Source organism: Paraburkholderia sp. MM6662-R1, assembly GCF_050436245.1.
GTDB lineage: Bacteria > Pseudomonadota > Gammaproteobacteria > Burkholderiales > Burkholderiaceae > Paraburkholderia > Paraburkholderia tuberum.
Genome location: NZ_JBNDLV010000004.1, coordinates 547086 through 573033, shown reverse-complemented (window position 1 = coordinate 573033; position 25948 = coordinate 547086). Strand labels below are relative to the sequence as shown.

At 64.1% G+C, this 25948-nt stretch carries 22 protein-coding genes and 3 pseudogenes; 13 read left to right on the top strand and 12 right to left on the bottom strand.

Annotated elements, in window-relative coordinates; genetic code table 11:
• Positions 1-153: 153 nt before the first annotated feature.
• The 5 genes and pseudogenes from OKW39_RS32425 to OKW39_RS32405 all read right to left on the bottom strand — a co-directional run.
• On the bottom strand, positions 154-744 hold the full coding sequence (locus tag OKW39_RS32425; RefSeq protein ID WP_184007138.1) for a BPSL1445 family SYLF domain-containing lipoprotein: 591 nt from the start codon (positions 742-744) through the stop codon (positions 154-156).
• A 266-nt stretch (positions 745-1010) separates the two neighbouring features.
• Positions 1011-2399: an FAD-binding oxidoreductase gene (locus OKW39_RS32420; RefSeq protein ID WP_429564505.1), complete on the bottom strand. Its 1389-nt coding sequence runs from the start codon at positions 2397-2399 to the stop codon at positions 1011-1013.
• Positions 2400-3294: 895 nt separating this feature from the next.
• Positions 3295-5598 (bottom strand): hypothetical protein, encoded by a 2304-nt coding sequence (locus tag OKW39_RS32415; protein ID WP_429564504.1) that lies wholly within the window; start codon positions 5596-5598, stop codon positions 3295-3297.
• A 219-nt stretch (positions 5599-5817) separates the two neighbouring features.
• A pseudogene (pdeM, locus tag OKW39_RS32410) lies at positions 5818-6479 on the bottom strand (ligase-associated DNA damage response endonuclease PdeM).
• 56 nt (positions 6480-6535) lie between these two features.
• Positions 6536-7813, bottom strand: a pseudogene (locus tag OKW39_RS32405) (helicase-related protein); the annotation flags it as partial.
• A gap of 368 nt (positions 7814-8181) precedes the next feature.
• On the opposite strand from OKW39_RS32405, the gene OKW39_RS32400 reads away from it, so the two are divergent.
• The 3 genes from OKW39_RS32400 to OKW39_RS32390 all read left to right on the top strand — a co-directional run bounded on the left by OKW39_RS32400 (position 8182) and on the right by OKW39_RS32390 (position 10447).
• Positions 8182-8532, top strand: coding sequence for an FKBP-type peptidyl-prolyl cis-trans isomerase (locus OKW39_RS32400; RefSeq protein WP_373685682.1), 351 nt, complete (start codon positions 8182-8184; stop codon positions 8530-8532).
• 103 nt (positions 8533-8635) lie between these two features.
• Positions 8636-9097: a DUF488 family protein gene (locus OKW39_RS32395; RefSeq protein WP_429364202.1), complete on the top strand. Its 462-nt coding sequence runs from the start codon at positions 8636-8638 to the stop codon at positions 9095-9097.
• A 276-nt stretch (positions 9098-9373) separates the two neighbouring features.
• Entirely contained in the window at positions 9374-10447 is a 1074-nt protein-coding gene (locus OKW39_RS32390; protein ID WP_184064180.1) for a DUF6765 family protein, read from the top strand.
• Between the two features lie 95 nt (positions 10448-10542).
• Here the strand turns inward: OKW39_RS32390 and OKW39_RS32385 are convergent, their stop codons facing one another.
• On the bottom strand, positions 10543-10794 hold the full coding sequence (locus OKW39_RS32385) for a hypothetical protein (protein ID WP_429364201.1): 252 nt from the start codon (positions 10792-10794) through the stop codon (positions 10543-10545).
• 412 nt (positions 10795-11206) lie between these two features.
• Here OKW39_RS32385 and OKW39_RS32380 point away from each other — a divergent pair, with 412 nt between their 5' ends.
• The 4 genes from OKW39_RS32380 to cls all read left to right on the top strand — a co-directional run bounded on the left by OKW39_RS32380 (position 11207) and on the right by cls (position 14545).
• Positions 11207-11545 carry a hypothetical protein gene (locus tag OKW39_RS32380; protein ID WP_090807114.1) on the top strand — a complete coding sequence of 113 codons (339 nt, stop codon included), beginning with the start codon at positions 11207-11209 and terminating at the stop codon, positions 11543-11545.
• 211 nt (positions 11546-11756) lie between these two features.
• On the top strand, positions 11757-12590 hold the full coding sequence (locus tag OKW39_RS32375; RefSeq protein ID WP_429333525.1) for an H-NS family nucleoid-associated regulatory protein: 834 nt from the start codon (positions 11757-11759) through the stop codon (positions 12588-12590).
• 22 nt (positions 12591-12612) lie between these two features.
• Positions 12613-13119 (top strand): hypothetical protein, encoded by a 507-nt coding sequence (locus tag OKW39_RS32370; RefSeq protein ID WP_429564503.1) that lies wholly within the window; start codon positions 12613-12615, stop codon positions 13117-13119.
• A 151-nt stretch (positions 13120-13270) separates the two neighbouring features.
• Positions 13271-14545: a cardiolipin synthase gene (gene cls / locus OKW39_RS32365; protein ID WP_429564502.1), complete on the top strand. Its 1275-nt coding sequence runs from the start codon at positions 13271-13273 to the stop codon at positions 14543-14545.
• 33 nt (positions 14546-14578) lie between these two features.
• Here the strand turns inward: cls and OKW39_RS32360 are convergent, their stop codons facing one another.
• From OKW39_RS32360 to OKW39_RS32345, 4 genes are all read right to left on the bottom strand, one after another.
• Positions 14579-14785: a hypothetical protein gene (locus OKW39_RS32360; protein ID WP_429564501.1), complete on the bottom strand. Its 207-nt coding sequence runs from the start codon at positions 14783-14785 to the stop codon at positions 14579-14581.
• A gap of 124 nt (positions 14786-14909) precedes the next feature.
• On the bottom strand, positions 14910-15452 hold the full coding sequence (locus OKW39_RS32355) for a hypothetical protein (protein WP_429564500.1): 543 nt from the start codon (positions 15450-15452) through the stop codon (positions 14910-14912).
• A 50-nt stretch (positions 15453-15502) separates the two neighbouring features.
• A complete protein-coding gene (locus tag OKW39_RS32350) occupies positions 15503-16156 on the bottom strand; it encodes a response regulator (RefSeq protein ID WP_184046652.1) in 654 nt (217 codons plus the stop codon).
• A gap of 2 nt (positions 16157-16158) precedes the next feature.
• Complete coding sequence (locus OKW39_RS32345; RefSeq protein WP_429564499.1) at positions 16159-17568, bottom strand: cache domain-containing protein; 1410 nt, start codon at positions 17566-17568, stop codon at positions 16159-16161.
• A gap of 240 nt (positions 17569-17808) precedes the next feature.
• Here OKW39_RS32345 and OKW39_RS32340 point away from each other — a divergent pair, with 240 nt between their 5' ends.
• Positions 17809-18006, top strand: coding sequence for a DUF3311 domain-containing protein (locus OKW39_RS32340; protein WP_090807102.1), 198 nt, complete (start codon positions 17809-17811; stop codon positions 18004-18006).
• On the top strand, positions 18003-19484 hold the full coding sequence (gene mctP / locus OKW39_RS32335) for a monocarboxylate uptake permease MctP (protein ID WP_429333531.1): 1482 nt from the start codon (positions 18003-18005) through the stop codon (positions 19482-19484). Before OKW39_RS32340 ends, mctP begins: the two co-directional genes overlap by 4 nt.
• A 175-nt stretch (positions 19485-19659) precedes the next feature.
• Here mctP and OKW39_RS32330 read toward each other — a convergent pair whose 3' ends face one another.
• The gene (locus OKW39_RS32330; RefSeq protein ID WP_429564498.1) at positions 19660-20892 is read right to left on the bottom strand and encodes an NAD(P)/FAD-dependent oxidoreductase; all 1233 of its coding nucleotides are present in this window, start codon (positions 20890-20892) and stop codon (positions 19660-19662) included.
• Positions 20893-21144: 252 nt separating this feature from the next.
• Here OKW39_RS32330 and OKW39_RS32325 point away from each other — a divergent pair, with 252 nt between their 5' ends.
• Genes OKW39_RS32325 through OKW39_RS32310 form a run of 4 tightly spaced genes read left to right on the top strand, consistent with a single transcriptional unit; the run spans position 21145 to position 25690 of the window.
• Positions 21145-22047: a DUF3348 domain-containing protein gene (locus OKW39_RS32325; protein ID WP_429564497.1), complete on the top strand. Its 903-nt coding sequence runs from the start codon at positions 21145-21147 to the stop codon at positions 22045-22047.
• Positions 22048-22057: 10 nt separating this feature from the next.
• Positions 22058-24415, top strand: a complete 2358-nt coding sequence (locus OKW39_RS32320) for a DUF802 domain-containing protein (RefSeq protein ID WP_429564496.1) — start codon at positions 22058-22060, stop codon at positions 24413-24415.
• A complete protein-coding gene (locus tag OKW39_RS32315) occupies positions 24412-25065 on the top strand; it encodes an OmpA family protein (protein WP_090807091.1) in 654 nt (217 codons plus the stop codon). Before OKW39_RS32320 ends, OKW39_RS32315 begins: the two co-directional genes overlap by 4 nt.
• On the top strand, positions 25058-25690 hold the full coding sequence (locus tag OKW39_RS32310) for a DUF2894 domain-containing protein (RefSeq protein WP_429564495.1): 633 nt from the start codon (positions 25058-25060) through the stop codon (positions 25688-25690). The genes OKW39_RS32315 and OKW39_RS32310 overlap by 8 nt, the downstream gene beginning before the upstream one ends.
• A 47-nt stretch (positions 25691-25737) precedes the next feature.
• Here the strand turns inward: OKW39_RS32310 and OKW39_RS32305 are convergent.
• A pseudogene (locus tag OKW39_RS32305) lies at positions 25738-25946 on the bottom strand (zf-TFIIB domain-containing protein).
• Between the last annotated feature and the right edge of the window lie 2 nt (positions 25947-25948).

Sequence of the window (25948 nt, the reverse complement as noted above, 5' to 3'; positions counted from 1 at the left end):
GACGAAAGGCGTGAATTCTACCGTAGCGCGATGAACGGCGCTGGCGAAGCGGGCGGGAACGCTATGGCCCGAACGCGCGGCGCGGATCTGTGGTGCAATCGCGCGGCGCGCTCGCACCACAAATCCGCAAGAGGGAAAGCTCCGCTCGGATACTCAGATAATCAGCCGCGACACCTTCGTGCCCTCGAGCGACACGCCGGCCATCAAGCCGCCGTTGGTCAGCACGAAAGCCTGCACCGGGCTCGTCGCGGTCGACGAATCGACCGCTCCGTTCGCGCCGACTTTCAGCACGGCGACGGTCGCATTCGCGCCGACTGCCCAGCCCTGGCTGTGCATGAATTCGTCGAGCGCTTCCTGCGTCATGAACAGAAACACGAGCGCCTTCGACTGTGCGCCGATCTGCAACCCGAACGAGCCCGCGACCGTGCTGTAGTAGCCGACCGTGCGGCCGCCGATGCGCATCGCCCCTTCACCATACTGTCCGCCGACCCAGAAGCCGGCCGAGATCACCGATGGAAACACCAGCACGCCGCGCGCTTTCGCAACGAGCTCACGCGCACCGTCGACGTTTTCGTAGAGACGCGCGAGCGTCGAGTCGACGCCGGCGTTGATCGTGTCGCGCTTGCCGGCGTTGGCAGACGGCGATGCGTTCGAGGACGGCGAAGTCGTCGTGCAACCGGTGAGGCTCAGGCCTGCGACGGCCAATGCAGCGCTGCCGGTCATGATGAATTGTCGTCTGCGCATGACGGTTTTCCTTTGCGTTTCTCACGCGTGTTGTACGTTTTGGAAGAGTGCGGCGAGTCGCCTGCTTTGCTTTGTTCTCATCTGCACGCTGGAGGTTCCGTGCGCGCGGTCATCGCAGCCGGGCGGCGGCGTGCCGCGACGTTCGCATCGCGGACGTCCACCGCTCAAGTAGCAGGTAGCGTGCCCAAGGGCCGCGCCGCCTTGCGCGAGAGCGGCGCGGCCATTGCAGTTCAGGTTTTTGCGCCGCTTTCCGTCACGCGTCGTCGCTACGCCGTTGGGCGAATGTTCTGGTTATGGCGGAACAGGTTGCGCGGATCGTAGCGGTCCTTCACGGCGACGAGCCGCTCATAGTTGGGCCCATAAGCATCCGCGATACGGCCGCCTTCCTCCTGCGTCATGAAGTTGACATACACGCTGCCTAGCGCAAAGGGGCGCGACGCGTCGAAAAAGTCGCGCGCCCATTTGACACAGCGCTCGTCGTCGCGGGCATCGTCCCAGCGGCCGTGCACGTTCATCGCGTATTGCGTCTCGCGACTTGGGTAAGCGGTCGCGTCGACCGCCACGCGCTGCGTTTGCGCGCCGATCAAGCCGAAGAAAATTTCGCATTGCGCGGACGGCAGTGTGTCGATCGCGCGGATCAGCGCGTCGATCAGTCCATCGTCGATGGTGGCGAGGTTATGCGACTTCCAGTAGTTGCGCGCGCCCGGTGTGAGCAGCGGATCGAAGGCCTGTTGCCAAACTTCATAAGGCATCGGACCGAGATGTTCGCCGAGCGGCTTGCCGAAGCCGCGCACGGCTTCCACCGCGGCTGGGCCTTTTTCGACCGGCCCGTTGTAGCACATCGCCAACACGAGCACGGGTTGGCCATGCACGTCGGGCGGCAGGAACGGCAGCGGTGGCGCGAGCCGCGCGACGGCCCAGACGGCCAGCTCGTCGGGCATCGCGGGCACGGCATCGCGGTATCTGATCAGCGCTTCCTTCGCGTCGGCGAGCGGCAACACGACGAGGCCGCCATACACGAGCGGGCCGACCTCATGCAGCGCGAACTCGAATAGCGTAACGACGCCGAAATTGCCGCCGCCGCCGCGAATCGCCCAGAACAGATCGTCGTGCGAAGTGGCGCTCAGGCGGCGCAATTCACCGTCCGCGGTGACGATGTCGGCCGCGACGAGGTTGTCGACCGTCATGCCGTAGCGGCGGCTCAACCAGCCGAAGCCGCCGCCGAGCGTCAGACCCGCGACGCCGGTCGTCGAGTTGATACCGAGCGGCGTCGCGAGTCCGAATGCCTGCGCTTCGTGATCGAGATCGTGCAGCGTCGCGCCCGGTTCGACATAGGCGCGCCGCGCTTGCGGGTCGATGCGCACCGATTTCATCGTGGACAGATCGAGCACGAGGCCGTCGTCGCACACAGCGCTACCGCCGATGTTGTGGCCGCCGCCGCGAATCGCGAGCGGCAGGCCGTTGTCACGCGCGAAGGCGACGCCGCGGCGCACGTCGGCAACACCCGCGCAGCGCAGGATCATCGCGGGAGAACGGTCGATCATTGCGTTCCAGATGCTGCGCGCCGTGTCGAAGCCCGGCGTGTCGGGCAGCAGAAGCTGACCGCGAAGTCCGGATTTGAATTCGTCGACCGCGCTGCTGGAGATAGTAACCATGTTGTACCTCGTCGAAGAGGGGAAGGCGCTCGCAGAACACTGCTCCGCAGACCAACCAAAAATGCGGGCGGTGAATGAAAGCGGATTGAGAGGTTCGGCTGCGTGCAGTAAACGGGGCGACGCGTCGAAGTCAAACAAAGGTTTACCCGCGTTCGTGGGCGATTCCGCGCGGTGGCTCGCGGGGACAGGCTTTTGCGGGCAGGGCAACGACGATACGCGGCGGTACTGCCGAAGATGGTGGGAATGCTCCGGGAAAAGCGTGCGCGCTGATGTGTTGGTTATCCGACGCGCTGGTGGTTGTGCCACGACACTTTGCATATGGGCGTGGCTCGTGATCGCGTGCGACCGAGGCACACGTTCGACGACTGTGCGAGGTAGCGCACATCGCGACAGCGATTTTCGCGACGCACGCGCATTGCCCGACGACGCGTAATGTTTCGCACGCGCGTTTCGGTGATTTTCATTGCGTTGTCTATTGGGTTGCTCTCATTGGGTTTTTCCTATTTCTATTTTTATGTGCGAATGGCCACATGAATAAAACCAATGATGTGTAAATGGTCAGTATTTGTCCGATAAAACCAAAGGCTAATTTTCGTTTTTCTGATCAGATTGCATTAGGCGCGAAATTTTTTAACTTCCTGTCTGAAGAATGTGGAGTAGCGGATTTGGCGGGCGGATCGTCGTTTAACGCCGCCTGACGGGCCGTATCGGCAATATCGCATTGCGTGGTCTAGCGCACGGTCGAGCGATTGCGCTGCGAATAACTTCAACGTCCATCAAGCCTCGCTGTGCGGCTCTCACGATCACGTGCGCGCACGGCCAGCCGATTCTCTCGAAGCACGCCAAATCGGACCGGGGATTTTCCGTGAGAGAAGTGTTTAGTGCGAACGAATTTTTAATTCGCATAAAGCGAAGCTGCGCAAAGGCTTTGACTTTTCGTTTTGTTGACGAGCGGAGATTCACTCGTTAATTGGACCGGTCTTTTTGGTGAAATAATTCGGAGAGTGAAATGAAGAAGCAAAGCGGGGACGCGTGGATATTGGGAACGCGACGGGCGGCTTTGGCGGTCGCGGTCAGTCTTTATGCGGCGATGGCGGGTGCGCAGACGAATTCGGGGAGCACCGCCGCGCCGGCAACGGATCCCGCAGTGATGGTGCTCGCCGAGGCTAGAGTGCACGGCGGATGTTCGTCGGGCGGCGGGCCGGGCTGCACGTCGCAGGGATTCGGGCAGCTCGGGGCGGGCGCCTTCGGCGTCGCGGCGGCGGGGCTCGGCCCGACATCGCCCACCGGCTCGCCGGCGGGCAACGGGACGTCCTCGACGGGCACGGGAAGCGGTGGCGGGAATAGCTCGGCTAATTCCGGCCCGGGCGGGGTGGGCCCGGGAAATACCGGCGGCAACAACGGCAACGGCGGTGCCGGCGATAACGGTAACGGCGGCGCGGGTAGCGGTGGTGGCGGGAATGGCTCGGGGAATGGCGGCACGGGCGGCGATGGCGGCGGTACCGGAGGCGGTGATAACGGCGGGGACGGTGGTGGGGATGGTGGTCATGGTCATGGTCATGGGCATGGGCATGGGCATGGCGGCGATGGTGACGGCGATGGCGGCCATGGACATGGCCACGGTGGTGATGGTGATGGTGATGGTGACGGCGGTCATGGTCATGGTCATGGGCATGGTCATGGTCATGGTCATGGTCATGGTCATGGTCATGGGCACGGCGGCGATGGTGACGGCGATGGCGGCCATGGTCATGGGCACGGCGGTGATGGTGATGGCGATGGCGGTCACGGCCATGGGCACGGTGGCGATGGTGACGGCGATGGCGGCCATGGTCATGGGCACGGCGGCGATGGTGACGGCGATGGCGGCCATGGACATGGCCACGGCGGTGATGGTGACGGCGATGGCGGCCATGGACATGGCCACGGTGGTGACGGCGATGGCGGTCACGGTCATGGCCACGGTGGTGATGGTGATAGCGGCCATGGCCAAGGCGGTGACGGTGACGGCGATGGCGGTCGCGGTCATGGTCACGCTGGCGATGGTGACGGCGATGGCGGTCACGGTCATGGTCACGCTGGCGATGGTGACGGCGATGGCGGTCACGGTCATGGTCACGCTGGCGATGGTGACGGCGATGGCGGTCACGGTCATGGTCACGCTGGCGATGGTGACGGCGATGGAGGCCATGGCCATGGGCACGGCGGTGATGGTGCCGGCGATGGCGGTCATGGCCATGGCCAAGGTGGTGATGGTGATGGCGGTCGTGGCCACGGTGACGGCGGCCGCGGCGATGGCGGCCACGGCGCCAGCGGTCATGGCGACGGCGGTCATGGCGACGGCGGTCATGGCGACGGCGGCCACGGTGACGGCGGCCACGGTGACGGCGGTCACGGTGACGGCGGTCACGGTGACGGCGGTCACGGTGACGGCGGTCATGGTGACAGCGGTCACGGTGACGGCGGTCATGGTGACGGCGGCCACGGCAGCAGCGGTGGCGAAGGCAAAGGCGGTTCCGGCAACGGTGGCCATGGCGGTGAAGGCGGTGGCGGCCAGGGCAACGGTGGCTCCGGCCACGGCGGCCATGGTGGTGAAGGCGGCGGCCAGGGCAACGGCGGTTCCGGCAACGGTGGCCATGGCGGTGAAGGCGGTGGCGGCCAGGGCAACGGCGGCTCCGGACACGGCGGCCATGGTGGTGAAGGCGGCGGCCAGGGTAACGGCGGTTCCGGCAACGGTGGCCATGGCGGTGAAGGCGGTGGCGGCCAGGGCAACGGCGGCTACGGCCACGGCGGCCATGGTGGTGAAGGCGGCGGCCTGGGTAACGGTGGTTCCGGAAACGGTGGCCATGGCGGTGAAGGCGGTGGCGGCCAGGGCAACGGCGGCTCCGGCCACGGCGGCCATGGTGGTGAAGGCGGGGGCCAGGGCAACGGCGGTTCCGGCAACGGTGGCCATGGCGGTGAAGGCGGTGGCGGCCAGGGCAACGGCGGCTCCGGCAACGGCGGCCATGGCGGTGAAGGCGGCGGTGGCCAGGGCAACGGCGGCTCCGGCAACGGCGGCCACGGTGGCGGCGAAGGCAACGGCGGCTCCGGCAACGGAGGCCACGGTGGCCGTGGCGGCAACGGCGGCAACGGCGGCGGTCAAGGCAGCGGCGGCCACGGTGGCGGCTACGGCGGCGGTGGCTCCGGCAATGGTGGCCACGGCGGCGGCAACCACTAACCAGTGGCAGGAGTCCCGCGAATCTTGCGGGGCTCCCGAGGGTGGAGGCCGGCGCCGCCCGGCCTCCACATCGACCGCGCTCGCGCGCCGCGGGGAGTTTGCAGCGAAAGAGCCAGCAAAAAACCCAGCCAGCGAACCGGCAAACCAATCCGCAAACAAAAAACCAACCAGGCAACAAAGTGGACGGCCCCCGCCGTCCACTCAACTCCTCAACTCGATCACTCTCTGCTGTACCACCAGAAAAACCCTCTCCCCCAGAACGCGCCCCGTCTCACGCGCGCCTCCGGTAAAACTACCGAACGCCGGCAGCACCCCCCGATCGATCCCAAAGCGAAAGCACGGTACACGCGCTGAATCGGTCCGCGTCGCGATCCGAAGGACCGGATGCACATGCCCCGCGAGCACATACGCGTGATCGACCGTATGCGGGCGATGGCACAGCGCCTAGGCCCCGATATGCCACGGCTCGCGCACGGACTCGACATCCAACGTAAGCGGCAACGCACCGGCATGCCGATCGTGATTGCCCTCGACGAGCACCACGCGCCTCGCCGCATGCCGCGCGCGCCACGCATGCAACGCATCGAGCGTGAGCGTCGACAGCGACTCGCGCGCATGCAGCAGATCGCCGAGAAACACCAGCGTCGTCGGCTCGAACTCGGTGATCAGACGTTCGATCCGCAGCAGATTCTCCGCGGTCGAACCAGTCGGCACTGGAATGCCGCGCGCGCGAACACCGCATTCTTACCGAAATGCGCATCGGCGATAAAAAGCGCGCGCAGCGCCGGATCGAAACACGCGCGCAAGCTCGACAGCACGAGAGGTCGTCCGCCGACGTCGATCGCGAGCGAGGTCGGCTTCATCGTTGCGCCGCCCGTTCGGGCTCGGCCAGCACTCGCTCGACGCGATCGGCGAGCTTCTAGGTGCTGACTTTTTCGCGCAGGCGTCCGACGATCAACGGAAACGCGAACGGGGTCGGCTTCTTGGGCCGCGTGAGCACGACGCGGTTCGCGTTCATTCGTTCGAGCGCAATACGAATGCGCCGCACGTCGAGTTCCTGCAGCAGTACTTCGGTGTCGGCCTGGCCCAGCAGCAGATTGCCGCGATCGTGCTGACGAAAGATCTCGTAGAAAAGCCCGCTCGATGCCTGCCATTGCCGCGCGCTCTTCTGCTGTCCCGGATGCGCCTGAAACACGAGTCCCGACACTCGTGCAATCTCGCGAAAACGTCGCAAGGAGAGTTCGGACGAATTGAGGCTCGCAAGAATGTCGTGATCGAGTTCGTCAGGTGAAAGCAGGCCATCCTGTAATTGCGCGGCCCAATCGAAAGCCTGCGCGCACAGCAATTCGAAACCGTAGTCGTTGATCGAAATCGAAAACGTGCCGGGCTTGTCGCGCGCGACTCGCCACGCGAGCAGAGCGCCAAGTCCGATATGCGCAATGCGTCTCGCGAACGGATAGCAGAAGAAGTGGTGACCCTCGCGATTTGAGCAGCTCGACGACGAGTACGTCCGGCTCGGGCAACGCCGACCACTTCTGCTGCAATTCGAGCAGCGGCCGCACCGCGCGCAATTCCGGTTCGTCGTAGATGCCGTCGGCGGCGCGCGCGAGCATCGTCAATGTGGCGTCGGCGAGCTCGGACGATAGCGGCATGCGGCTGCCGGCCCATTGCAGCGGCGCGCCGCCGCCTTCGACGAAACCCAGCGTCCAGTCGAACTCCTGCTGCGTCAGATCACGATATGCATAGGTATGCAGAAGTTCATCGTACAGCTCGAGCGCGTCGAAGCCACCGCCGATCGCAACGGTGACAGGGTGCTGCACCAGCACGTCGAACGGCATTGCGGCGTATCGCGGCTTTCGATCTGCTGCTTGTCGACGGCTTCACGCGCGGCTGCCGCTTCGATCAATTCGAGCGCATGCGTCGGCACGATCGTCACGCGAGACGGCAAACCGGGCGCATGTCCCGAGCGGCCCGCGCGCCGCATCAAGCGCGCGACGCCTTTTGGCGAGCCGATCTGGAACACCTGTTCCACCGGTAGAAAATCGACGCCGAGGTCGAGACTAGACGTACACACGACAACCTTTAGCAAGCCGTTCTTCAACCCACGTTCGACCCACTCGCGTACCTGCTGATCGAGCGAGCCGTGATGCAGCGCGATCACTCCGGCCCACTCGGGGCGCGCATCGACCCGCGCCTGTTGCGCGCGGCTGCGCGGAATCCGGCGCGGCCTTGGCGCGCGAACACGCTCGTCGGAGGGGGCTGGCGCTGCGCAGGGATCGCAAGCGGGGTCGTCGGAATGGGCCGGCTCGGTCATCGAAAGCGTTCTCAACGGGTGTGGCGGATTCGCTTGCCGGCGACTCGCGCCGGACGTTCATGTGGGCCGCGGGGTCGCGCGACGGTTCAGCGAGGTTCCTGATGGGCGCGCAACGACCCGCGGCATCGGGCAATATGTGGGAGCCTCGGCCGACACCCGATCCGTTACAATCAAACGGACTACCCCACTGGAGATTCGCTTTGAAATCACTCGTTGCTTTGCTGGCCGCAGCCGTTCTGTCCTCGACCGCGATGGCTGCCGCGCCGACCACGGAGAAGCTGCCGTCCGGCGTCATCGTCGAACATCTGACGCAAGGCACGGGCCCGCAACCGTCCGCGACCGACGTGGTAAAGGTCAACTATCGCGGCACGCTGCCCAACGGCACCGAATTCGATAGCTCGGCCAAGCATGGCGGGCCGGCCACGTTCCCGCTCAATCGCGTGATTCCGTGCTGGACGCAAGGCGTGCAGAAGATGAAAGTCGGCGGCAAGGCGCGACTCACGTGCCCGGCGGCGACCGCATACGGCGATCGCGGCGTCGGCCCGATTCCGCCGAATACCGATCTGACCTTCGAAGTCGAACTGGTCGACATCGTCAAATAAAGCACGCGAGCGGCGCTAAAGATGCACTGACACCCGAGCCTCGCTGCGCCAATCGCAGCGAGGCTTTTTTATGGGCGCCGAATGGCCTGCCAGGGGATTCACCATGAAACGTGACAAAAGTAGCGTGCAGGTGGCCAGCATTGGTTTTACCGGCAAGAGCGCCCAGAAATTTTTCGGTTTGCTGAAGGACGCCCATGTGCGCACGGTGCTCGACGTTCGCCTCAACAACACGTCGCAACTCGCGGGCTTTGCGAAAAAGCAGGATCTGCCTTACTTTCTCGACCAGTTGTGCAATGCGGCGTACGTGGAAATACCGGAACTGGCTCCCGAGCCGGACCTGCTCAAACGCTACCAGGGCAAGCAATTGAGCTGGGAGAACTTTCGGGAGGAATATTTCGACCTCATCGCGCGCCGCCGCGTGGAAAGTAATCTGGATATCGCGCTATTCGAATCGGCTTGCCTGCTTTGCAGTGAACATTTACCACATCATTGCCATCGGATGTTTGCGCTCGAATATCTGAACCAGCACTGGAATAGTCGTCTTTCCGTTACACATTTGACCTGACGGGCGCCGATCGGGCCAGGTTACGTTTTTCCGCCTCATTGGCCGGCGGCTTTCCGTGCCGGCAGGTTACATCTCGCCGGCCGCGCCCGCGGTTCCTTCAGTAGCCCGAATGGTTGCGGGGCGCGAAACGTGGAAAAGCGCGTCCAGTACGCAAGTTTTTTCAATGCGTGCGCCGCTCGCTCGTTTACTATCTACTCACGCGCAGCTCCCTCTATTCGTCTCGCCCTATCGCCGGCCACGAACCGGCCGTGATTACGCGCGCCAGGAGCGCTTGCCATGAACATCGACTTTCATTACGGCGTGGTCTACATTGCCGCGCGCGTCGGCGGCATGACGGCCGGCGATGCGCAAACCATCGCGCATGCCTGCCAATATGTCGACGACGCAACGACGAGCGGAATACTGCGGTTCAAAGGCGGCGAGACATTCGAGCGATTCGCGACCGCGCACAAGTTATTCGATTACGCCAATACCGAGAACGACCAGAACCGGCTCGTGTGGACGCCGTTCCATTTTCTGCCGGCTGGCGAGGGTGAAAGTCTCGAGGAAAAGGCGGTTTGCCGGCCCGACAGTGAAGTTGCGCGCGAAGTCGTGCGGCGCGCGATCCGGCAGCGCGATTCGGAGACCGCGTTGCACCGGCTCGGCGTGACGCTTCATACCTATGTCGATACGTGGGCGCACCAGGGATTCGCGGGCATCGAAAGCCCGTGGAATCGCGTGCATCTTCTCGAGGCACAGGATTGCACGCGCAAAGGCTGGCTCGCGAGCCTCGAACTAGCGGTCGCGCATCTGATCGAGCATGTCGAGGAGGACGTTCTGACGATCGCGTTGCCGGTCGGCCATGGCGCCGCGTTGCATTATCCCGACCAGCCATGGGCGCGTTGGCATTACATAGACGGCCGCAATCACTTCATCTCACGACATAATTTGCCGGATTTCGTGCAGGCGGCGGACATGAGTTGTCGTGTCGTGCGAGCTTATCTGGCCGGACGCGAAGATTTCGAAAACCAGCCAGGCATGCCGGACGACGTTAAAGACGCGCTGACCCGGCTGCTCGATACGAACCGCGAACCCGACGACAACCTGCGTCTGAGAACCGTTTGCGAATGGGTGAATGCAGGCCGTATTCCAGGTTTGAAAGAACCCGTGCCCGGCTATATCGCCAAAGGACAAGGATCGTGGAAGTACCAGGCCACCGGTTTGTTGTGCGATGACGACACCGGGGACAGACCGGAGTGGACGACCGCCTTCGAGAAGAGCGACTACCGGCTCTTTCACGACGCGGTCAAACAGCACCGTTTCGTGACCACTCAGGAGATCTTGCCCGCGCGCGGATTACGCATTGCCTAAGTGATCGGAGCAGGGCGCGTCGCCGCGAACGGAGATTCGAAGATCATTGCCGCGTCTCTCGTGCGAACGTTTGCGGCGGCGCCCGTATTCTCCAGTCACTGCATTCGGGCTTGCTGATGCGGCGCAGCCTGAGCCGCCGCCTGCTGTTCTTCGGCGTGCTTTTTGGCCATATGCCGTCCGACGATACAGCCGCCGACCGCGCCAACCACCGCATGATGTCCCGCGTAGTGCCCGGCGACGCCGCCCACTACCGCTCCTTTCAGGCAACCGGCCGCGTTCGCGGTGCCGGCCATTGCCAACGAGACTGCCATTGCCCCGAGGGCGATCCGAATAAAACCAGCTTTCATTGTAAGTACCATCGTGTTTGAGTGGATCGGAATTAGGGTGGCCCCGCGTCCATTTCAATAGCCGCCGCGAGCATGGCGGCTGACAAAGGACTCTCTATTGGCCATACGTCCGCCGCTGGGCACGGATATGAAGTGTAAATGGACTTGGCCGGTACAGGAGCAACAGGTGCTGCAAGATCGTAACGGCACGTTACCGGAGCCGGGGCCATGTCTTTGCACGCGTCGTCAGTGGCGTTTCGCGCATGCTTGAATCCGTTCGCTATAGCGGGCCACGAAAAAAGACCGTTTTCAAATAAAAAGTGGACTACTCTCCTTTGAATATCCAAAGGCCTGGCTATAGTAGAAGCGACTAATGCCAGAAAGCACGGCGGCGCCCCTTTCTGTCGCCGATGCGGATGACGGGGAAACACAAATGACGCCATCGAATGCAGCGATCTATCAGACCAGGACTTGCACGCCGGAGTCGTTGCGCACGCTCGCGAGCTTTCTCGAATTGGCGCTCGACGAGGGAAAAAGCGTGGTCGTGATGCGGATCGGCAAGCAGGCGCGCAGCGTTTATGTCGGAAATCCATCCGGGGCATTGGAGGATTTAACGGATTCCGGCGTCGTCGACGCTTTCCAGGCAGATGAAATGCTGGTACTGACCCGCCTGGGCCTGAACCGGATAACGGCGGACGGTCAACACTACCGCTTCATACGGAGTGTGAGGTACATTGCCGATCGCCAGGTCGTCGTTTTTACACCTATCTGAGTGGTGGTGGAACCGAAATGAAAAAGAAGAATCAGGAGGGAAGGAAAAGGAAGAAAGCTTCGATGACCCGGTAAAAAACCTGAAAGCTTCGTTATTTGAACGCCGCATCGGTGCTCGTATCGATGTATTGAAGCTCGGGATAGGTCAATACACTGCCTTTCTTCCGTCATTCATGGCATAGTTCGACGATTACCACATAAGGAGCAATCAAATGCCTTCGTTAGAGCAAATCCAAGCCAAGCTTAAGAAGCTCCAGGAGCAAGCTGACGTTCTCATTGCCAGAAAAGCACAAGCCGCGGTCGACCAGATTCGCGAATTGATGCTCAAGCACGGTCTCACGACTGCCGATCTCGAAGCACAGGCGAAGGCACGACGTGCCGCGCGAGGTCTGAATGGCAATCCGGCGGGTCGCGGAAGACCTGCGGGTGCGAGCAAAGCCGCCAGGTCGGCAACCCCGGCGAAGTATCGCGACCACAAGACCGGCGCGACCTGGACGGGGCACGGCCGCGCGCCTGGCTGGATCGCCGGCGTGAAGGACCGCACGGCGTTCCTGATCGACGCTGCGAGCGCAAGCAAGCCCGCGGCTGCTCCCGCCGCGAAGGGCGGCAAAGGACAGCCGAAAGGCGCCCAGCCGCCGAAGTACCTGAATCCGAAAACCGGCGCGACCTGGAGCGGCCGCGGTCCGGCGCCGGCATGGCTCGCGGCCGTCAAGGACCGCAGCAAATTCCTGATCGATGACGCGAGCATGGCTGCCGCTCCGAAAGCGGCGAAAACGGCGGCAAAGAGCAGCCAGGCGAAAGCGACCGCGAGTGCGGTAGGCAAGAAAACCGCGGCGAAAAAAGCAACGCGCAAGACGGCCGTGAAAAAGACCGCAGCCAAAAAGGCCACTCCGGCAAGCCGGAAAGCCGCGGTGAAGAAGACCGCCGGCCGCAAAAGCGTTGTGAAGGCGGCAAGAAAAGCACCGGCGCGCAAGGCTGCTGCAAAGAGTACGGCCGCACCCGTCGCGGCGGCTCCCCAAACGCCAGAGACGCAAGCAAGCGCGTAATAGCCGTGGAGTCGTGAAGTAGATGGTTAGCACGTTCGATGCACCCCGGCAGGAAGATCAGGTCTTGCTGCTGGACTCCGCTCCTCGTCCGGCAGCCGATGCGGCCGAACCATTCATCGTCGCCAGCGATCGCCGCGTGATCCTCACTTATCCGATCGCGGAGTCGGACTTTGATCGGTTCGGGCCATTCGATCCCGACGACGATCCTTTTTGCGCGGTGCTGTTCGCCGACGCCATCTTTCACCGTCTCGGGCCGCCGGGCGATGACGATCGCGCCATTCATCCGCTCGCGGCCCAAGGTCTCGTCGGCTGCGCGGTGCATGAAGTCGTCAATTCGTCGTTGTGCGCCGAGATTGCCGCCGTGGCGACAGACTCCGTCGCCATTGCTCCCGAGGCACCGGCGCGGCGGCATTTCGTCATTACGTTTCAGGCATCGACGTTCGAATGCGTGGCGTCGGACTATACGGTCATCGGCGTATTCGGCGCGGGCGAAATCGCAAGCCGCGAGGCGTTTGCATTGGTCAGATAAAGCGTTGGAACCAGAAAGCAAGGCGCGGTCCTGATCCGGGCACGCGCCGTGCATGACGTGCTGATAGTGAAAGCCAGGCACGAGTGCGGCATTCCCCCGTCGGATGCGGGAGTCGTATGCCGTGACCCGCCGCCTGCCATCGAGGCCACGCATGCTGACCATTTCTATTACCGCGTTCGTCACGCTCGTGATCGTTCTCCTGATCGCCAATCTGTGGAGCGGCGAGAAGAAAATAGAACACAGAATCGAGCGGCTTTATAAGAGCGAAGATCCGCAATTCCTTCGTTCGATGGGTTTATTGCTCGGTCCACCCGTGGTGCCGGGTAATCGCTTCGAGATGCTGCTCAACGGCGACCAGATCTTTCCGTCGATGCTCGAGGGCATTCGGTCGGCGCGCGAAACCATCACATTTGAAACGTTCATTTACTGGTCTGGCGAGATCGGCGGACAGATTGCGCGTGCGCTTGCCGATAAGGCGCGCGAAGGTGTCGCCGTGCATGTACTGCTCGACTGGGTCGGTTCGTCGAAAATGGATCGGCACTATCTGCAACTGCTGCGGGAGGCTGGCGCCGAAGTGGTCAGGTATCACAAGCCGCATTGGACCGGACTCGGCCGCATGAACGACCGTACGCACCGCAAACTATTGGTGATCGACGGCCGGATCGGTTTTACCGGCGGGGTCGGCATAGCGCCGGAGTGGACTGGCAATGCGCAGGACGAAAAGCATTGGCGCGATACGCATTTTCGCGTGACGGGTCCAGTGGTCGGCCATATGCAGGCCGTGTTCATGGACAACTGGATCAAGGCGACCAGCAGCGTATTGCACGGTCCCGAGTATTTTCCGCACATCGATGCCGAGCCGAAAGGAGCGGGCCAGGGTCTCGCGCATATGTTCAGCAGTTCGCCGTCGGGCGGCAGTGACGACATGCAGTTGATGTATCTGATGGCCATCACCGCCGCCACGCGCAGTTTGCAGCTTGCGAGCGCGTACTTCGTGCCCGACAAGCTCACCATCAACGCGATCGTCGAAGCCGCGAAACGCGGCGTGAAAGTACAGATCGTCACGCCGGGCAAACGCATCGACACGCACACGGTGCGCGAAGCGTCGCGTGCGTGTTGGGGCGATCTACTTAAAGCGGGCGTCGAGATCTACGAGTACCAGCCGACCATGTTCCATTGCAAGTTGCTGGTAGTCGACGAGTACATGGTGTCGGTCGGCTCGACGAACTTCGATAGCCGCTCGTTCAAGCTGAACGACGAAGCGAACCTGAACATCTACGACCGCGATTTCGCCACGCAGCAGACCGCCGCGTTCGACGACGACATCGCGAAGTCGAAGCGCGTCACGCTCGAAGCATGGACGCGGCGTTCGTTCACCGAGAAGCTCGTCGAAAAATTCGTGCGGCTACTGGACACGCAGCTTTGAATGCCGGTGCGAACGAGACGAAGCGCCGACGGATCAGTGAACGGCGCTGCTCAGATACGCCTCGACGTCGGGGCGCACTGCTCGCTTGCCGTTGCGGCGTTCAACGGCAGCCACGTCGACGAGGCGCGCCTTTGCGTGTTGATACGCATTGGCAAAGCCGCGCAGTTGTTGCGTGACCGGACGGTCGGCGAGCCGGCGTCGTGTGAGCGCTTGCGCGATGCTGCGTTCGATCAGCGCCAACTGGTGTCGAGATAGTCGATGCACCGCTCGCGGCAGCGCGAGGATATTGCACCAGCGCATCGAGATTGGGCGTGTTGATTTCGCCGCCGAACGCGTGGATGTCGGAGTAGCCGAGACTACCGCGCTAATCGCCCGGATCGAGCACGGGCTTGTCCGGGTCCGCCTGGGTGCGGTAAGGCAACTGCGCGGCGTGAGGATCGGTGATCGTGTTGTCGATCACGCGCTCGACGTCCGCCGTTTTGGCGAGTTCGGTGAGGAAAGTCTTCTTGTCGAAGCCCGGCGCGACGCAGCCTTCGACGTAGATAAAGCGGCGTTGCAGCGTGAGCCATAGCGTCGATTGCTCGCGCCAGTGCGTCGCGACGTTCAGATTCGCGAGACGCCGTTGCACGCTCTCGGCGATTTCCGCGTCGTACAGATACGCGTTCGGCAAACGGCAACGGCCTTCGATCCAGCAGCTATTGCCGCGTTCGATTCTGTAATGGCTATCGTCGAGCCATTCCTTTTCGGTTTCGAATGGGCCAAGCGGAGTTGGGCAATCGGCGATCGCTTTGGATATCTGCAGGAATGGATCGTGGCCGCGATTGACGCGCGCCGGTTCGCCATAAACGCGAGCCGTGGCCACGCAAATCATCAGACCGGCAAGACTCAGTTCGAACACGCGCTTCATGCCGTGGTCGCTCCAGGTGTGGACCGCTCATTATCGCGCGCCCGCGAACCTCAACGCTTGTTGCGCCGGTTCTCGACCGCGAACTTGATCAACTCGGCCTGTCCTTCGATATCGAGCTTGCGCTTCAGATTCAGTCGATGCGTCTCCACGGTTCGCACCGACAGATCGTTGCGCTGCGCGATCTGCTTGCTCGACAGTCCCTCGGCAAGCGCATCGAGAATGTCGCGCTCGCGCGGCGTCAAGCGTTCGACCGGCGATTGCGTTGCCGATGCCTGGATCAGTCGAGCACCGATCTCCGCGCTGAAGAACGTCTTGCCGTCGAGTACCGCGCCGATCGCCTGAATGATTTCGAGCGCCGGCGAATCCTTCAGAACGTAGCCGCTCGCGCCCGCGCGCACCGCCTGCGTCACGTATTCGAGGTTGTCGTGCATCGACAGCATCAGCACACGAATCGCCGGAAAGCGCTCGTGAAAGAGGCCCGCCAACGCAATGCCGTTCATGCCGCTTTTCATGCCGACATCCATCAGCGCCAGATGCGGCGCCTGTCGTTCGGCCAGCGCGAGCGCTTGCTGCGCGTCGCCCGCTTCGCCGACCACTTCGAAGTGGCGCACTGCTTCGAGCCGTGCGCGCAGACCGTCGCGCACGAGCGGATGATCGTCGACGAGCAGCAGACGCGCGATGGAAGGAGAGGTCGTGTCGTTCATGATCAGAGTTCCTGCAGGGACGGCACCGTTGCATGCGTCGTGGGCAGCGGCACGCGCGCGGCGACGACGGTGTGCCCCGGCTGCGAGTTCAGCGACAGCGTGCCGCCGAGCGCTTCGAGCCGTTCGCGCATGTTGCGCAGGCCGACACCTTCACGTCCGCCGACGAATGCTTCGGTCACGTCGAAGCCGCGGCCGTTGTCGGAGATCGTCAGCGTGACCGCATCGCGCGAAACCTCGAGCGCAAGCGCCGCGCTCGACGCCTGCGCATGTCGCACGATGTTCGTCAGCGCTTCCTGGGCGATGCGAAACAGCACGGTGTTGACCGTGTCGGGCAACGTGGCGGCATGCGTATGCGCGATCTGCGTGAAGCCGAGCGCGATGCCGGACTCGTCGCCGAGTTCGCGCGTCAGTTGTTCGAGGGCGGCCGCGACGCCGAGATCGTCGAGCATCGACGGACGCAGCGCATGAGAAATGCGCCGGACTTCGCGCAGCGTATCGCCGAGCCGCGTGAGTCCGGTGGCCAGGGCGGCCTCGGCGGCGGGCACGCGCGCGTCGCCGCGTTCGAGCCGCGCGAGCGCCGATTCGAGCAGCAGCTTCACGGACACCATCATCTGGCTGATGCCGTCGTGCAATTCGCGCGACAGGCGCGCTCGCTCGTTTTCCTGCGACTCGACGACCTGCTGCGCGAGCCGCTTCAGCTTCGCGTCGGCACTGCGATATTCGGTCACGTTCAGCACGAGTGCGCACAGCGCAATGACCGCGAGACCAGCCACCGCGATCGCGTCGATCCACTTCATCGTGCGATCGATATTGGCCGCGGCCTCCTCGTCGATGTGCGCGAGCGTCGTGTCGATGTCGTCGAGATAGATGCCGGTGCCGAGCATCCAGCCCCAGCGTTCGAGCGGCACCACGTAGCCGAGTTTCGACTCCTCCTTGCCGGTCGACGGCCGATGCCACAGATAGCGCACATAGCCGCCGCCGCGCGCGGCTGCGGCGAGTAGCTGCTGGATCGTCGGCGTGCCCTGGCTATCGCGCAACGACCACAGATCCCGACCCACCAGATCCGGCTCGCGCGGATGCATCAGGGTGCGGCCGTGCAGGTCGTACACGAAGAAGTAGCCGTCCTCGCCGAAATTCATCTTTTCGAGCACCGCGAGCGCACGCGTGCGCAGCAGCGCGTCGTCGCGTGCGTTGTCGCCGCCGGCCTCGTAGAGCGGCGCGATCGCAGTCGTCGCGAGTTCGACGTAGTGCTTGAGCTCGATCTCCTTACTCGCCATGTACGCGGCCTGGGTGGTCGCGTGCTGCCGCTCGGCGAGTGCGGTCGCTTCGCGGCGCACGCCCGTCTCGATGCTGGCGATCGCCACCAGAAAGGGCACGATCGCGAGCAGCACTATCTTTGCTTTGAGTTTCATCGTTGAAAAAAGCCAGTCAACGGGCTACGTAATATTACGTAGACGGCTTACGTAGTTGCGCGCTTGAAAGCAGGCGCGCGAAGGCGAATACTACATGCCCGTCGCATACCGCGCCGCGCGAGGCCTGGCGCTCGAGTGTGCGACGTTCCCCGGTTTTCCGCCTGACCTCAGGCAACCGGGCATTTGCGCGTCGGGCCACGAGCCATCGCGCGCGCTGTCGATAATACTCAGGAGACGTTCGTGGAGACCTCCCCCTCGGCCGGCCGTTCATGGCTCTGGCTCATTTTGCTGATCCCTTATATCGCGCTGCTGTGGCTGCCGTTCTATAACGACACGCATCCGCCGCTCGCGGGCTTTCCGTTCTTCTACTGGTATCAGTTTCTGTGGGTGCCGTTGACCTCGCTGCTGATTTACATCGTGTATCGAGGTCTCAAATGAGCGATCTGAATCCTGTGAACCCGGTTGCGATGACGGTCTTCATCGCGTTCTTCGTGCTCGTCACGGTGATCGGCTTTTTTGCCGCGCGCTGGAAACGCGGCGATCTGACCCAACTGCACGAGTGGGGTCTCGGCGGACGGCAGTTCGGCACGGTCATTTCGTGGTTCCTCGTCGGCGGCGATTTCTATACCGCCTATACGGTGATCGCGGTGCCCGCGCTCGTTTATTCGGTGGGCGCGTATGGCTTCTTCGCGCTGCCGTACACGATCATCGTTTATCCGTTCGTGTTCGCCGTGATGCCGAAGCTGTGGAAGGTTGCGCACGCGAAGAACCACATCACCGCGGCCGACTACGTGCACGGCGAGTACGGCGGCAAGTGGTTCCCGGCGGCCATCGCGCTGACCGGCATCGTCGCGACGATGCCGTATATCGCGCTGCAGCTGGTGGGCATGCAGGTCGTGATCAAGGGGCTCGGCGTCAGCGGCGAATTGCCGTTGATCGTCGCGTTCGTGATCCTCGCGCTCTATACGTATGCAAGCGGCCTGCGCGCGCCGGCGATGATCGCGTTCGTCAAGGACATCATGATCTATATCGTCGTGATCGCGGCGGTATGGCTGATTCCGGTGAAGCTCGGCGGCTATGGGCACGTGTTCGCACTGGCCGATGCGCACTTCCAGGCGAAGGGCGGCGCGACCGGTATCCTGCTGAAGCCGAATCAGTACACGGCGTTCGCATCGCTCGCGCTCGGCTCGGCGCTCGCCGCGTTCATGTATCCGCATACGATGACGGCGGTGCTGTCGTCGGCGTCGGCAAAGACGGTGCGCAAGAACGCGATCTTCCTGCCGGCCTACACGGTGCTGCTCGGCCTGATCGCGCTGCTCGGCTATATGGCGATCGCCGCTGGCGTGAACGTGAAGTCGGCAAGCGACGTGGTGCCGACCCTCTTCGGCACGCTGTTCCCGTCGTGGTTCGTCGGTTTCGCGGCTGCCGCGATTGCGATCAGCGCGCTGGTGCCGGCCGCGATCATGTCGATCGGCGCGGCGAATCTGTTCACGCGTAATCTGTGGCGTCCGCTGGTGTCGCCGAACATCTCGCCCGAGGCGGAGGCAGCCAATGCGAAGATCGTTTCGCTGGTCGTCAAGTTCGGGGCGCTGCTGTTCATCGTGTTCCTGCCGACGCAGTATGCGATCGATCTGCAACTGCTCGGCGGCGTGTGGATTCTGCAAATTTTCCCGGCCATCGTGTTCACGCTGTACACGCGCCGTCTGAACACGCCGGGTCTGTTCGTCGGCTGGCTCGTCGGTATCGTGCTCGGCACGGGCCTCGCGATTTCGCAAGGGCTCAAGCCGGTGTATGGCCTGCATTTCGGCCACGAGAACTATCCGCTGTATATCGGCCTGATCGCGCTCGTCGCGAATATCGTCGTGAGCTTCGCGGTGTCGGCAGTGTCGCCGCGACGGGCTGCCATGACGGCCTGATCGACGGTTGTCCGGCTCGATGAAGAACGCCGCGGGCTGTTGGCCCGCGGCGTTTTTTTATTGCTTCGACGGCTGGCGGCTTGGTTGGAGGTGTGCCGTGAGGGTGGCTTTAGCGTGAGATGACGATAATTGTGCGATGAAGGCGGAGATTTCGAGCGGGCCTCAGACCCTCCGGCTAAAACCGCTCGACTCGAAACGGCCGCGGATCGACCAGCGTCTGCTCGCCGGTCATCATCTCCGCGATCAGCCGCCCCGTCACCGGTCCGAGCGTCAGACCATGATGCGCATGGCCGAACGCGAACCACAGTCCCCGATGTTTCGTCGCGGGCCCGATGATCGGCATCATGTCCGGCGTGCACGGGCGGCGTCCCATCCACGGTTCGGCATCCAGACGTTCGCCGAGCGGAAACAGCGTGCGCGCGATCGGCTCGACCGCGTCGAGTTGCACCGGCGTCTTGGCCGCCTCGGGGCGCGCGATTTCGGCGCCCGTGGTCAAACGGATGCCGCGCGCCATCGGCGCGAGCACATAGCCGTGTTCCACGTCGAGAATCGGATGGTTGAGCCGCGCGCTCCGACGCGGCGCGTAGTGCATGTGATAGCCGCGCTTGACCGCGAGCGGCAGCCGATACCCGAGCCGCGTGCTCGCGCGATCCGACCACGGTCCGAGCGCGATCACCGCCGACTCGGCCGTGATCGCCCCGTCCCGCGTCTCGACCTGCCAGCCTTCACGCAGCGTGTCGGCATCGCCGATGAAGAACCGTCCCCCGAGCGCTTCGAAGTACCGCGCGTATGCGGTGACGAGCGCGTTCGGATCGCTGACCGAATCGGATTGCGGATAGCGCAGCCCGCCTTGCAGCCGCTTGTCGAGATCGGGTTCGAGCTGTTGCAGGCGCGGCGCGTCGAGCGTTTCGAACTCGACGCCGTACTCGCGATGCCACTGTTCGGCGAGGCTGGTTTCGGCGTCGCGCGCGGCGGCATGGCGAAACACCTTGATCCAGCCGATCGGCCGCAGCAGCGCGCTGGCACCGGCGTCCGCGGCAAGCGCGCGATGTTCGCTGACACAATGCTCGATCAGCGTCGCGTACGATTTCGCGATTTCCGCGTGCTTCGCCGGATGCGAGTTGCGCCAGTAGCGCCACAGGAACGGCGCAACCTGCAGCATCGCGTCGGCGTGATAGCGCACGTCGGGCGACTGGTTGCGCGCGTAGCGCAGCAGGGTGCCGAGCCCGCGCGGAAACGCGTACGGATAGACGCCTTCGCGCTGGATCAGCCCGGCGTTGCCGAACGAGGTCTCGTTGCCCGCCTGCTTACGGTCGATCAGCGCAACCGCGCGGCCGCGTTTCTGCAGATGCACGGCGACGCACACCCCGACAATGCCGGCGCCGAGCACCACGGTATCGAATTTCATGCTCCCTGTCCGCCTTGCGTGTGTTCTGTGTGTTGTCGACGCTCCGCCGTGTTCGTGCGCAGCGAGGCGCCAGCTTTCATCTTATACAGGGATAGGTCCGCTTCGCTATTGGCAAAAAAGCCGCGCTCGGGAAAACGCCCGAATGCCAGGTTCGATCGGGCAAAACCGTGTCTTTCGACGCACGATCGAGCGGGCGACTTAGGACTCGCTGGCGTCTGCGTGTAAACTGCTGACTTTTTTGCGTCCGGTGGTATGTTGCAAGCCCCTCAGCGCAGCGCCCTCACTGGGCCTGCGCTCGTTCGCTTACTGGCCCGTCTCGCCGAGGCCGACGTCGCCGAATCGCGACAATCGCTGGCGGATCGGCTGAGCCAGTGGCTCGGCTGGACCGACGCGATCGCGTTGTCGTCGGCGCTGGATGGCAAGCCGCCGTCCGTCGCTGGTGGCGCGCGCGCGTTCGGCCGTGCGGAAGAGGAAGAGTGCACGCGCGTGCGCCGCTCGCTGGTGAGCGCAATCGCCAGCGATAGCGTGCTCGCCGGCTCACGGCAGCGTGGCCCGTCGCCGTCGTCCGCCCGGATGTCGGCGCCGCGCGTGGCGGTCGACACGCAGGCCGACTACGCGGTGTTCCGACAGCGCTATCTCGCGCTTCAGCAGTCGATGGAAACGGCGATCGGCACGTTGCGTGGCCGGCTGCGCGCGCTGCTGGCGACGCAGGCGCCGTCGCTCGCGCGGCTCGCGGTCGTCGATGCGGTGATGGAGCGTGCGCTGGGCGAGCGCGAGCGGACTTTGCTCGGCGCAGTGCCCGGGTTGCTCGGCGGGCACTACGAGCGCTTGCGCGAGGGTGAGAAGCGGAGGTTGGCGGAGGCGGAAGCAGCGGCCGAAGTTGCCGCCGATGCCGATCCCACGCGGCAGCAGTCGGCCGAAGTCGAAGCCGGCGCTGCAGCCATGCAGCCGGAAGCAGCCTTGGCTCAAGTCAAAGCAAGCACCGCAGCCACGCGGCTCGCCAGGTCGACCGATGGCGGCAACGCTGCCGTGCCGCTCGCGTCCGAGGCGTGGCTCGACGTCTTCCGCAAGGACATGCAGAGCGTTTTGCTGGCCGAGCTGGAGGTTCGTTTTCAACCGGTCGAAGGGCTGCTCGCGGCTCTTCGCGCCTGCTAACTGGGACCCCATGTCCAGATATCGTATCGATCTCGTTGTATTTCTCGCGGGGCTCTCCGCGGCGTGCTGGATCGCCGTCGGTTATGCCGTTTCCAATCCGCTCGCGTTCGTCGTCACGCTGCTGATCGGCGTCTTCTACGTGCTAGGCGCGCTCGAATTGCGCCGCTATGGTCAGGCGACCGCCACGCTGACAGGCGCGCTCGCCGCGTCGTCCGGACCACCGCCGAGCCTCGGCGCGTTTCTCGAACCTGTCCATCCGAGTCTGCGCAATAGCGTGCGGCTGCGCGTCGAAGGCGAGCGCGTCGCGTTGCCGGGACCCGCGCTGACGCCGTATCTGGTCGGTCTGCTGGTGCTGCTCGGCATGCTCGGCACGCTGCTCGGCATGGTGATGACGCTGCGCGGCACCGGCCTTGCGCTGGAGAGCGCGAGCGACCTGCAGGCGATCCGCGCATCGCTGGCCGCGCCGGTCAAGGGGCTGGGCTTCGCGTTCGGCACGTCGATCGCGGGTGTCGCGACGTCCGCGATGCTCGGGCTGCTGTCCGCGCTGTCCCGCCGCGAGCGGCTCGAAGCGGCGCAACAGCTCGACGCGAAGATCGCGACGACTTTGCGCGTCTACTCGCAGAGCCATCAGCGCGAAGAAAGCTTCCGGCTGCTGCAACGCCAGGCCGAAGCGACGCCGCTGCTGGTCGAACGTCTGCAGACGATGATGAGCGCGCTCGAACAGCAGAGCGCCGCGTCGAACGAGCGGCAGATCGCGAGCCTCGACGCGTTTTACGGCCGCACCGAAGCCGCCTATCTGCGGCTCGCCGGTGTGATCGAGCAGTCGCTGAAGGACAGCGTGACCGGCAGCGCGCAGGCCGCCGGCAAGGCCCTGCAGCCGGTCGTCGAAGCGACGATGGCCGGCCTCTCGCGCGAAACCGCCGCGTTGCACGACGCGGTGACCCAGGCCGTGCAGCGCCAGCTCGACGGCATGTCGAGCGGCTTCGCGGCGACCAGCGCGAACGTCGCCGAGATTTGCCACAGCGCGCTCGCCGGACATCGGCAGGCGAGCGACGAGTTGGCCGCGCAACAGCGCGCTTCGGTCGAACGCGTTGCCGAAGCGTTCGAACAGCGCTCGCTCGCGCTGCTCGACGGCGTGTCCGCGCGGCTCGAAGCGACGGCGAGCGGCATGTCGCAGGCCTGGGGCGACGCGTTGGCTCAGCAGCAAAGCGCGGGCGACCAACTCGCCGCCAACAACGAACAGGCGTTGGCGCGCGCCGCCGCGACGTTCGAGCAGCATGCCGCGGCGTTGCTGAGCGCGGTCGGTAGCTCGCATGCGAACTTGCAGACCGAACTGAGCGCGCGCGACGAGCAGCGTTTGGGCGCGTGGGCCGAGGCGCTCGACGCGATGGGTGCGAAGCTCAGCGAACAATGGCAGCAGAGGGGTGCGCAAGCCGCCAGCCATCAGCAGCAGATCTGCGACGCGCTTGCGCAAACGGCACGCGATATCTCCATGCAGACGCAAACGCATGCCAGCGCGACGATCGCGGAAATCGATCGACTGGTTCAAGCCGCGGCTGAAGCACCGAAGGCGGCGACAAACCTGCAAGCCGAACTCGCCGCGCGCGACGAACAGCGCTTCGCGGCATGGACCGAAGCGCTCGCCGCGATGACCGCAAAGCTCGACGAACAATGGCAGCAAACAGGTTCGCAAACCGCGACCCGTCAGCAGCAAATCTGCGACGCACTCGCGCAAACCGCACGCGATATCTCCGCGCAGACGCAAACGCATGCCAGCGCGACGATCGCCGAAATCGGGCGCCTCGTGCAAGCGGCGTCCGAAGCGCCGAAGGCCGCTGCCGAAGTCGTCGCGGAGCTGCGCCAGAAGCTCTCCGACAGCATGGTCCGCGACACCGCGATGCTCGAAGAGCGCAGTCGTCTGCTCGCCACGCTGGAGACGCTGCTCGACGCAGTCACCCACGCGTCGACCGAGCAACGCACGGCCGTCGATGCCTTGGTCTCGACGTCGGCGGGTCTGCTCGAACGCGTCGGTAATCGCTTCACCGAGCACCTCGAGCACGAGACCGGCAAGCTCGGCACGGTCGCCGCGCAGGTCACCGGCAGCGCGGTCGAAGTCGCGAGCCTCGGCGAAGCATTCGGCGCGGCCGTGCATACCTTCGGCGAAGCGAACGACAAGCTCGTCGCACATCTCGAACGCATCGAAGCAGCGCTCGACAAATCGCTCGCGCGCAGCGACGAACAGCTCGCCTACTACGTCGCGCAGGCGCGTGACGTGGTCGACCTCAGCGTGATGTCGCAGAAGCAGATCGTCGAAGACCTGCAGTTGCTGGCCGCGCAGCGCGCGACCGCTGGAGCCGACGCGGTATGAGCGAGGACATCGACGGCGGCGTGGAAACCTCCGCGCCGATCTGGGCCGCGTTCGGCGATCTGATGTCGGTGCTGGTCGGCGCGTTCGTGCTGATTCTGGTCAGCGTGATCGGCGTGCAGCTCGAACTGTCGAGCAAGCTCGAGCAGGAGGTCAAGCAGCGCCAGGCTGAAACGCAGCGCCGCAAGACGCTCGAACAGGCACTCGCGGGACCGCTCGCGGCGGGGCGCGTGACGCTCGTCAATGGGCGCATCGGCATTAGCGGCAACGTGCTGTTCGCGCTGAACTCCGCCCAGCTGCAGCCTGAGGGTCGCGCGCTGCTGAAGAGTCTCGCCGGGCCGCTGTCCGCGTATCTGCGCGCGAGCGATCAGATTCTGATGGTCAGCGGCTTCACCGACGATCAACGCCTGCGCGAAGGCAATCGACGCTTCGCCGATAACTGGGAGCTGTCGGCGCAGCGCGCGTTGACGGTCACGCGCACGCTGATCGACGAGGGCGTGTCGGCGTCGTCGGTGTTTGCGGCGGCGTTCGGCTCGGAGCAGCCGGTCAGTTCGAATGCCGACGAACCCGGCCGCGCGAAAAACCGCCGCGTCGAAATCGCGCCGGTGCCGCGGCCGTCGAGTGCGGCGGCAGCGGAGAAGTCCGGTGCTTGACGACGCGATCCACGCGGCTCGCGCGAGGCTCGATGCATGGCGCGCGAGCGGCGCGGCTCGGCTCGATCCGGTGCGCTTTCATCTGCTCGACGCGCTTACGCGGCGCGCGGCACAGCACAGCGGCGAGCCGCGACGAGTGCTCGAGCAACGATTGGCAGGACTGCTGGCCGACTATACGGCCGAGGTCGAGCGTGCCGCTGCGGACGAGAGCGCGTCGCAAGCCACGTCCGGTGACGCCAACGCGGCCAACGACGCCACGCTCGCGGCGCTGATCGAACGCCTCGCCCGCCACCACGCGCGCGCCGATGCTCCGCACGGTGCCGCCTATCCCGATCTGCCCGCAGTCGACTACTTCCGCGAAGTCTGGTCCAAACTGCGCACCGAAAAGCAGTTGCGCCAGTCGCTCGCGCAGGTGCCAGGCAACGCGGGGCCGCTCAATTCGAGCAGCCTCGTACATCGCGCGCTGTCGTTGATGCGCGAGCTGTCGCCGGAATATCTGAAGCAATTTCTGTCGTATGTCGATACGCTGTCGTGGCTCGAGCAGATGAACGGCGGCGCACCGCTCGAGAAGGAAGCGCCGCGCGCCGCGACGACCGGCAAGGGCGCTCGCAAGAAGGCGCGCTGATGCGCTAACGGCGGTTGGAATTTGCGTGCGCCAAGCCGCCGAAGCGTTCAGTCGAAGTCGAACACATCGAAAATCGAGCGCTTCTTTTGATACCCGCGATGTTCGTCGCGACGCTCCTCGTAACGCTGCCGCTCGCTTTCCAAGGCACGCTCGCCGCGATCGAGCCATACGCCTCGACAGTCCGGACAGTAATCGTTTCGATCGAGCGGCGCTCGGTCATCAGCAGACCGGTCGTTTTGCAGACTGGGCATTTCATCA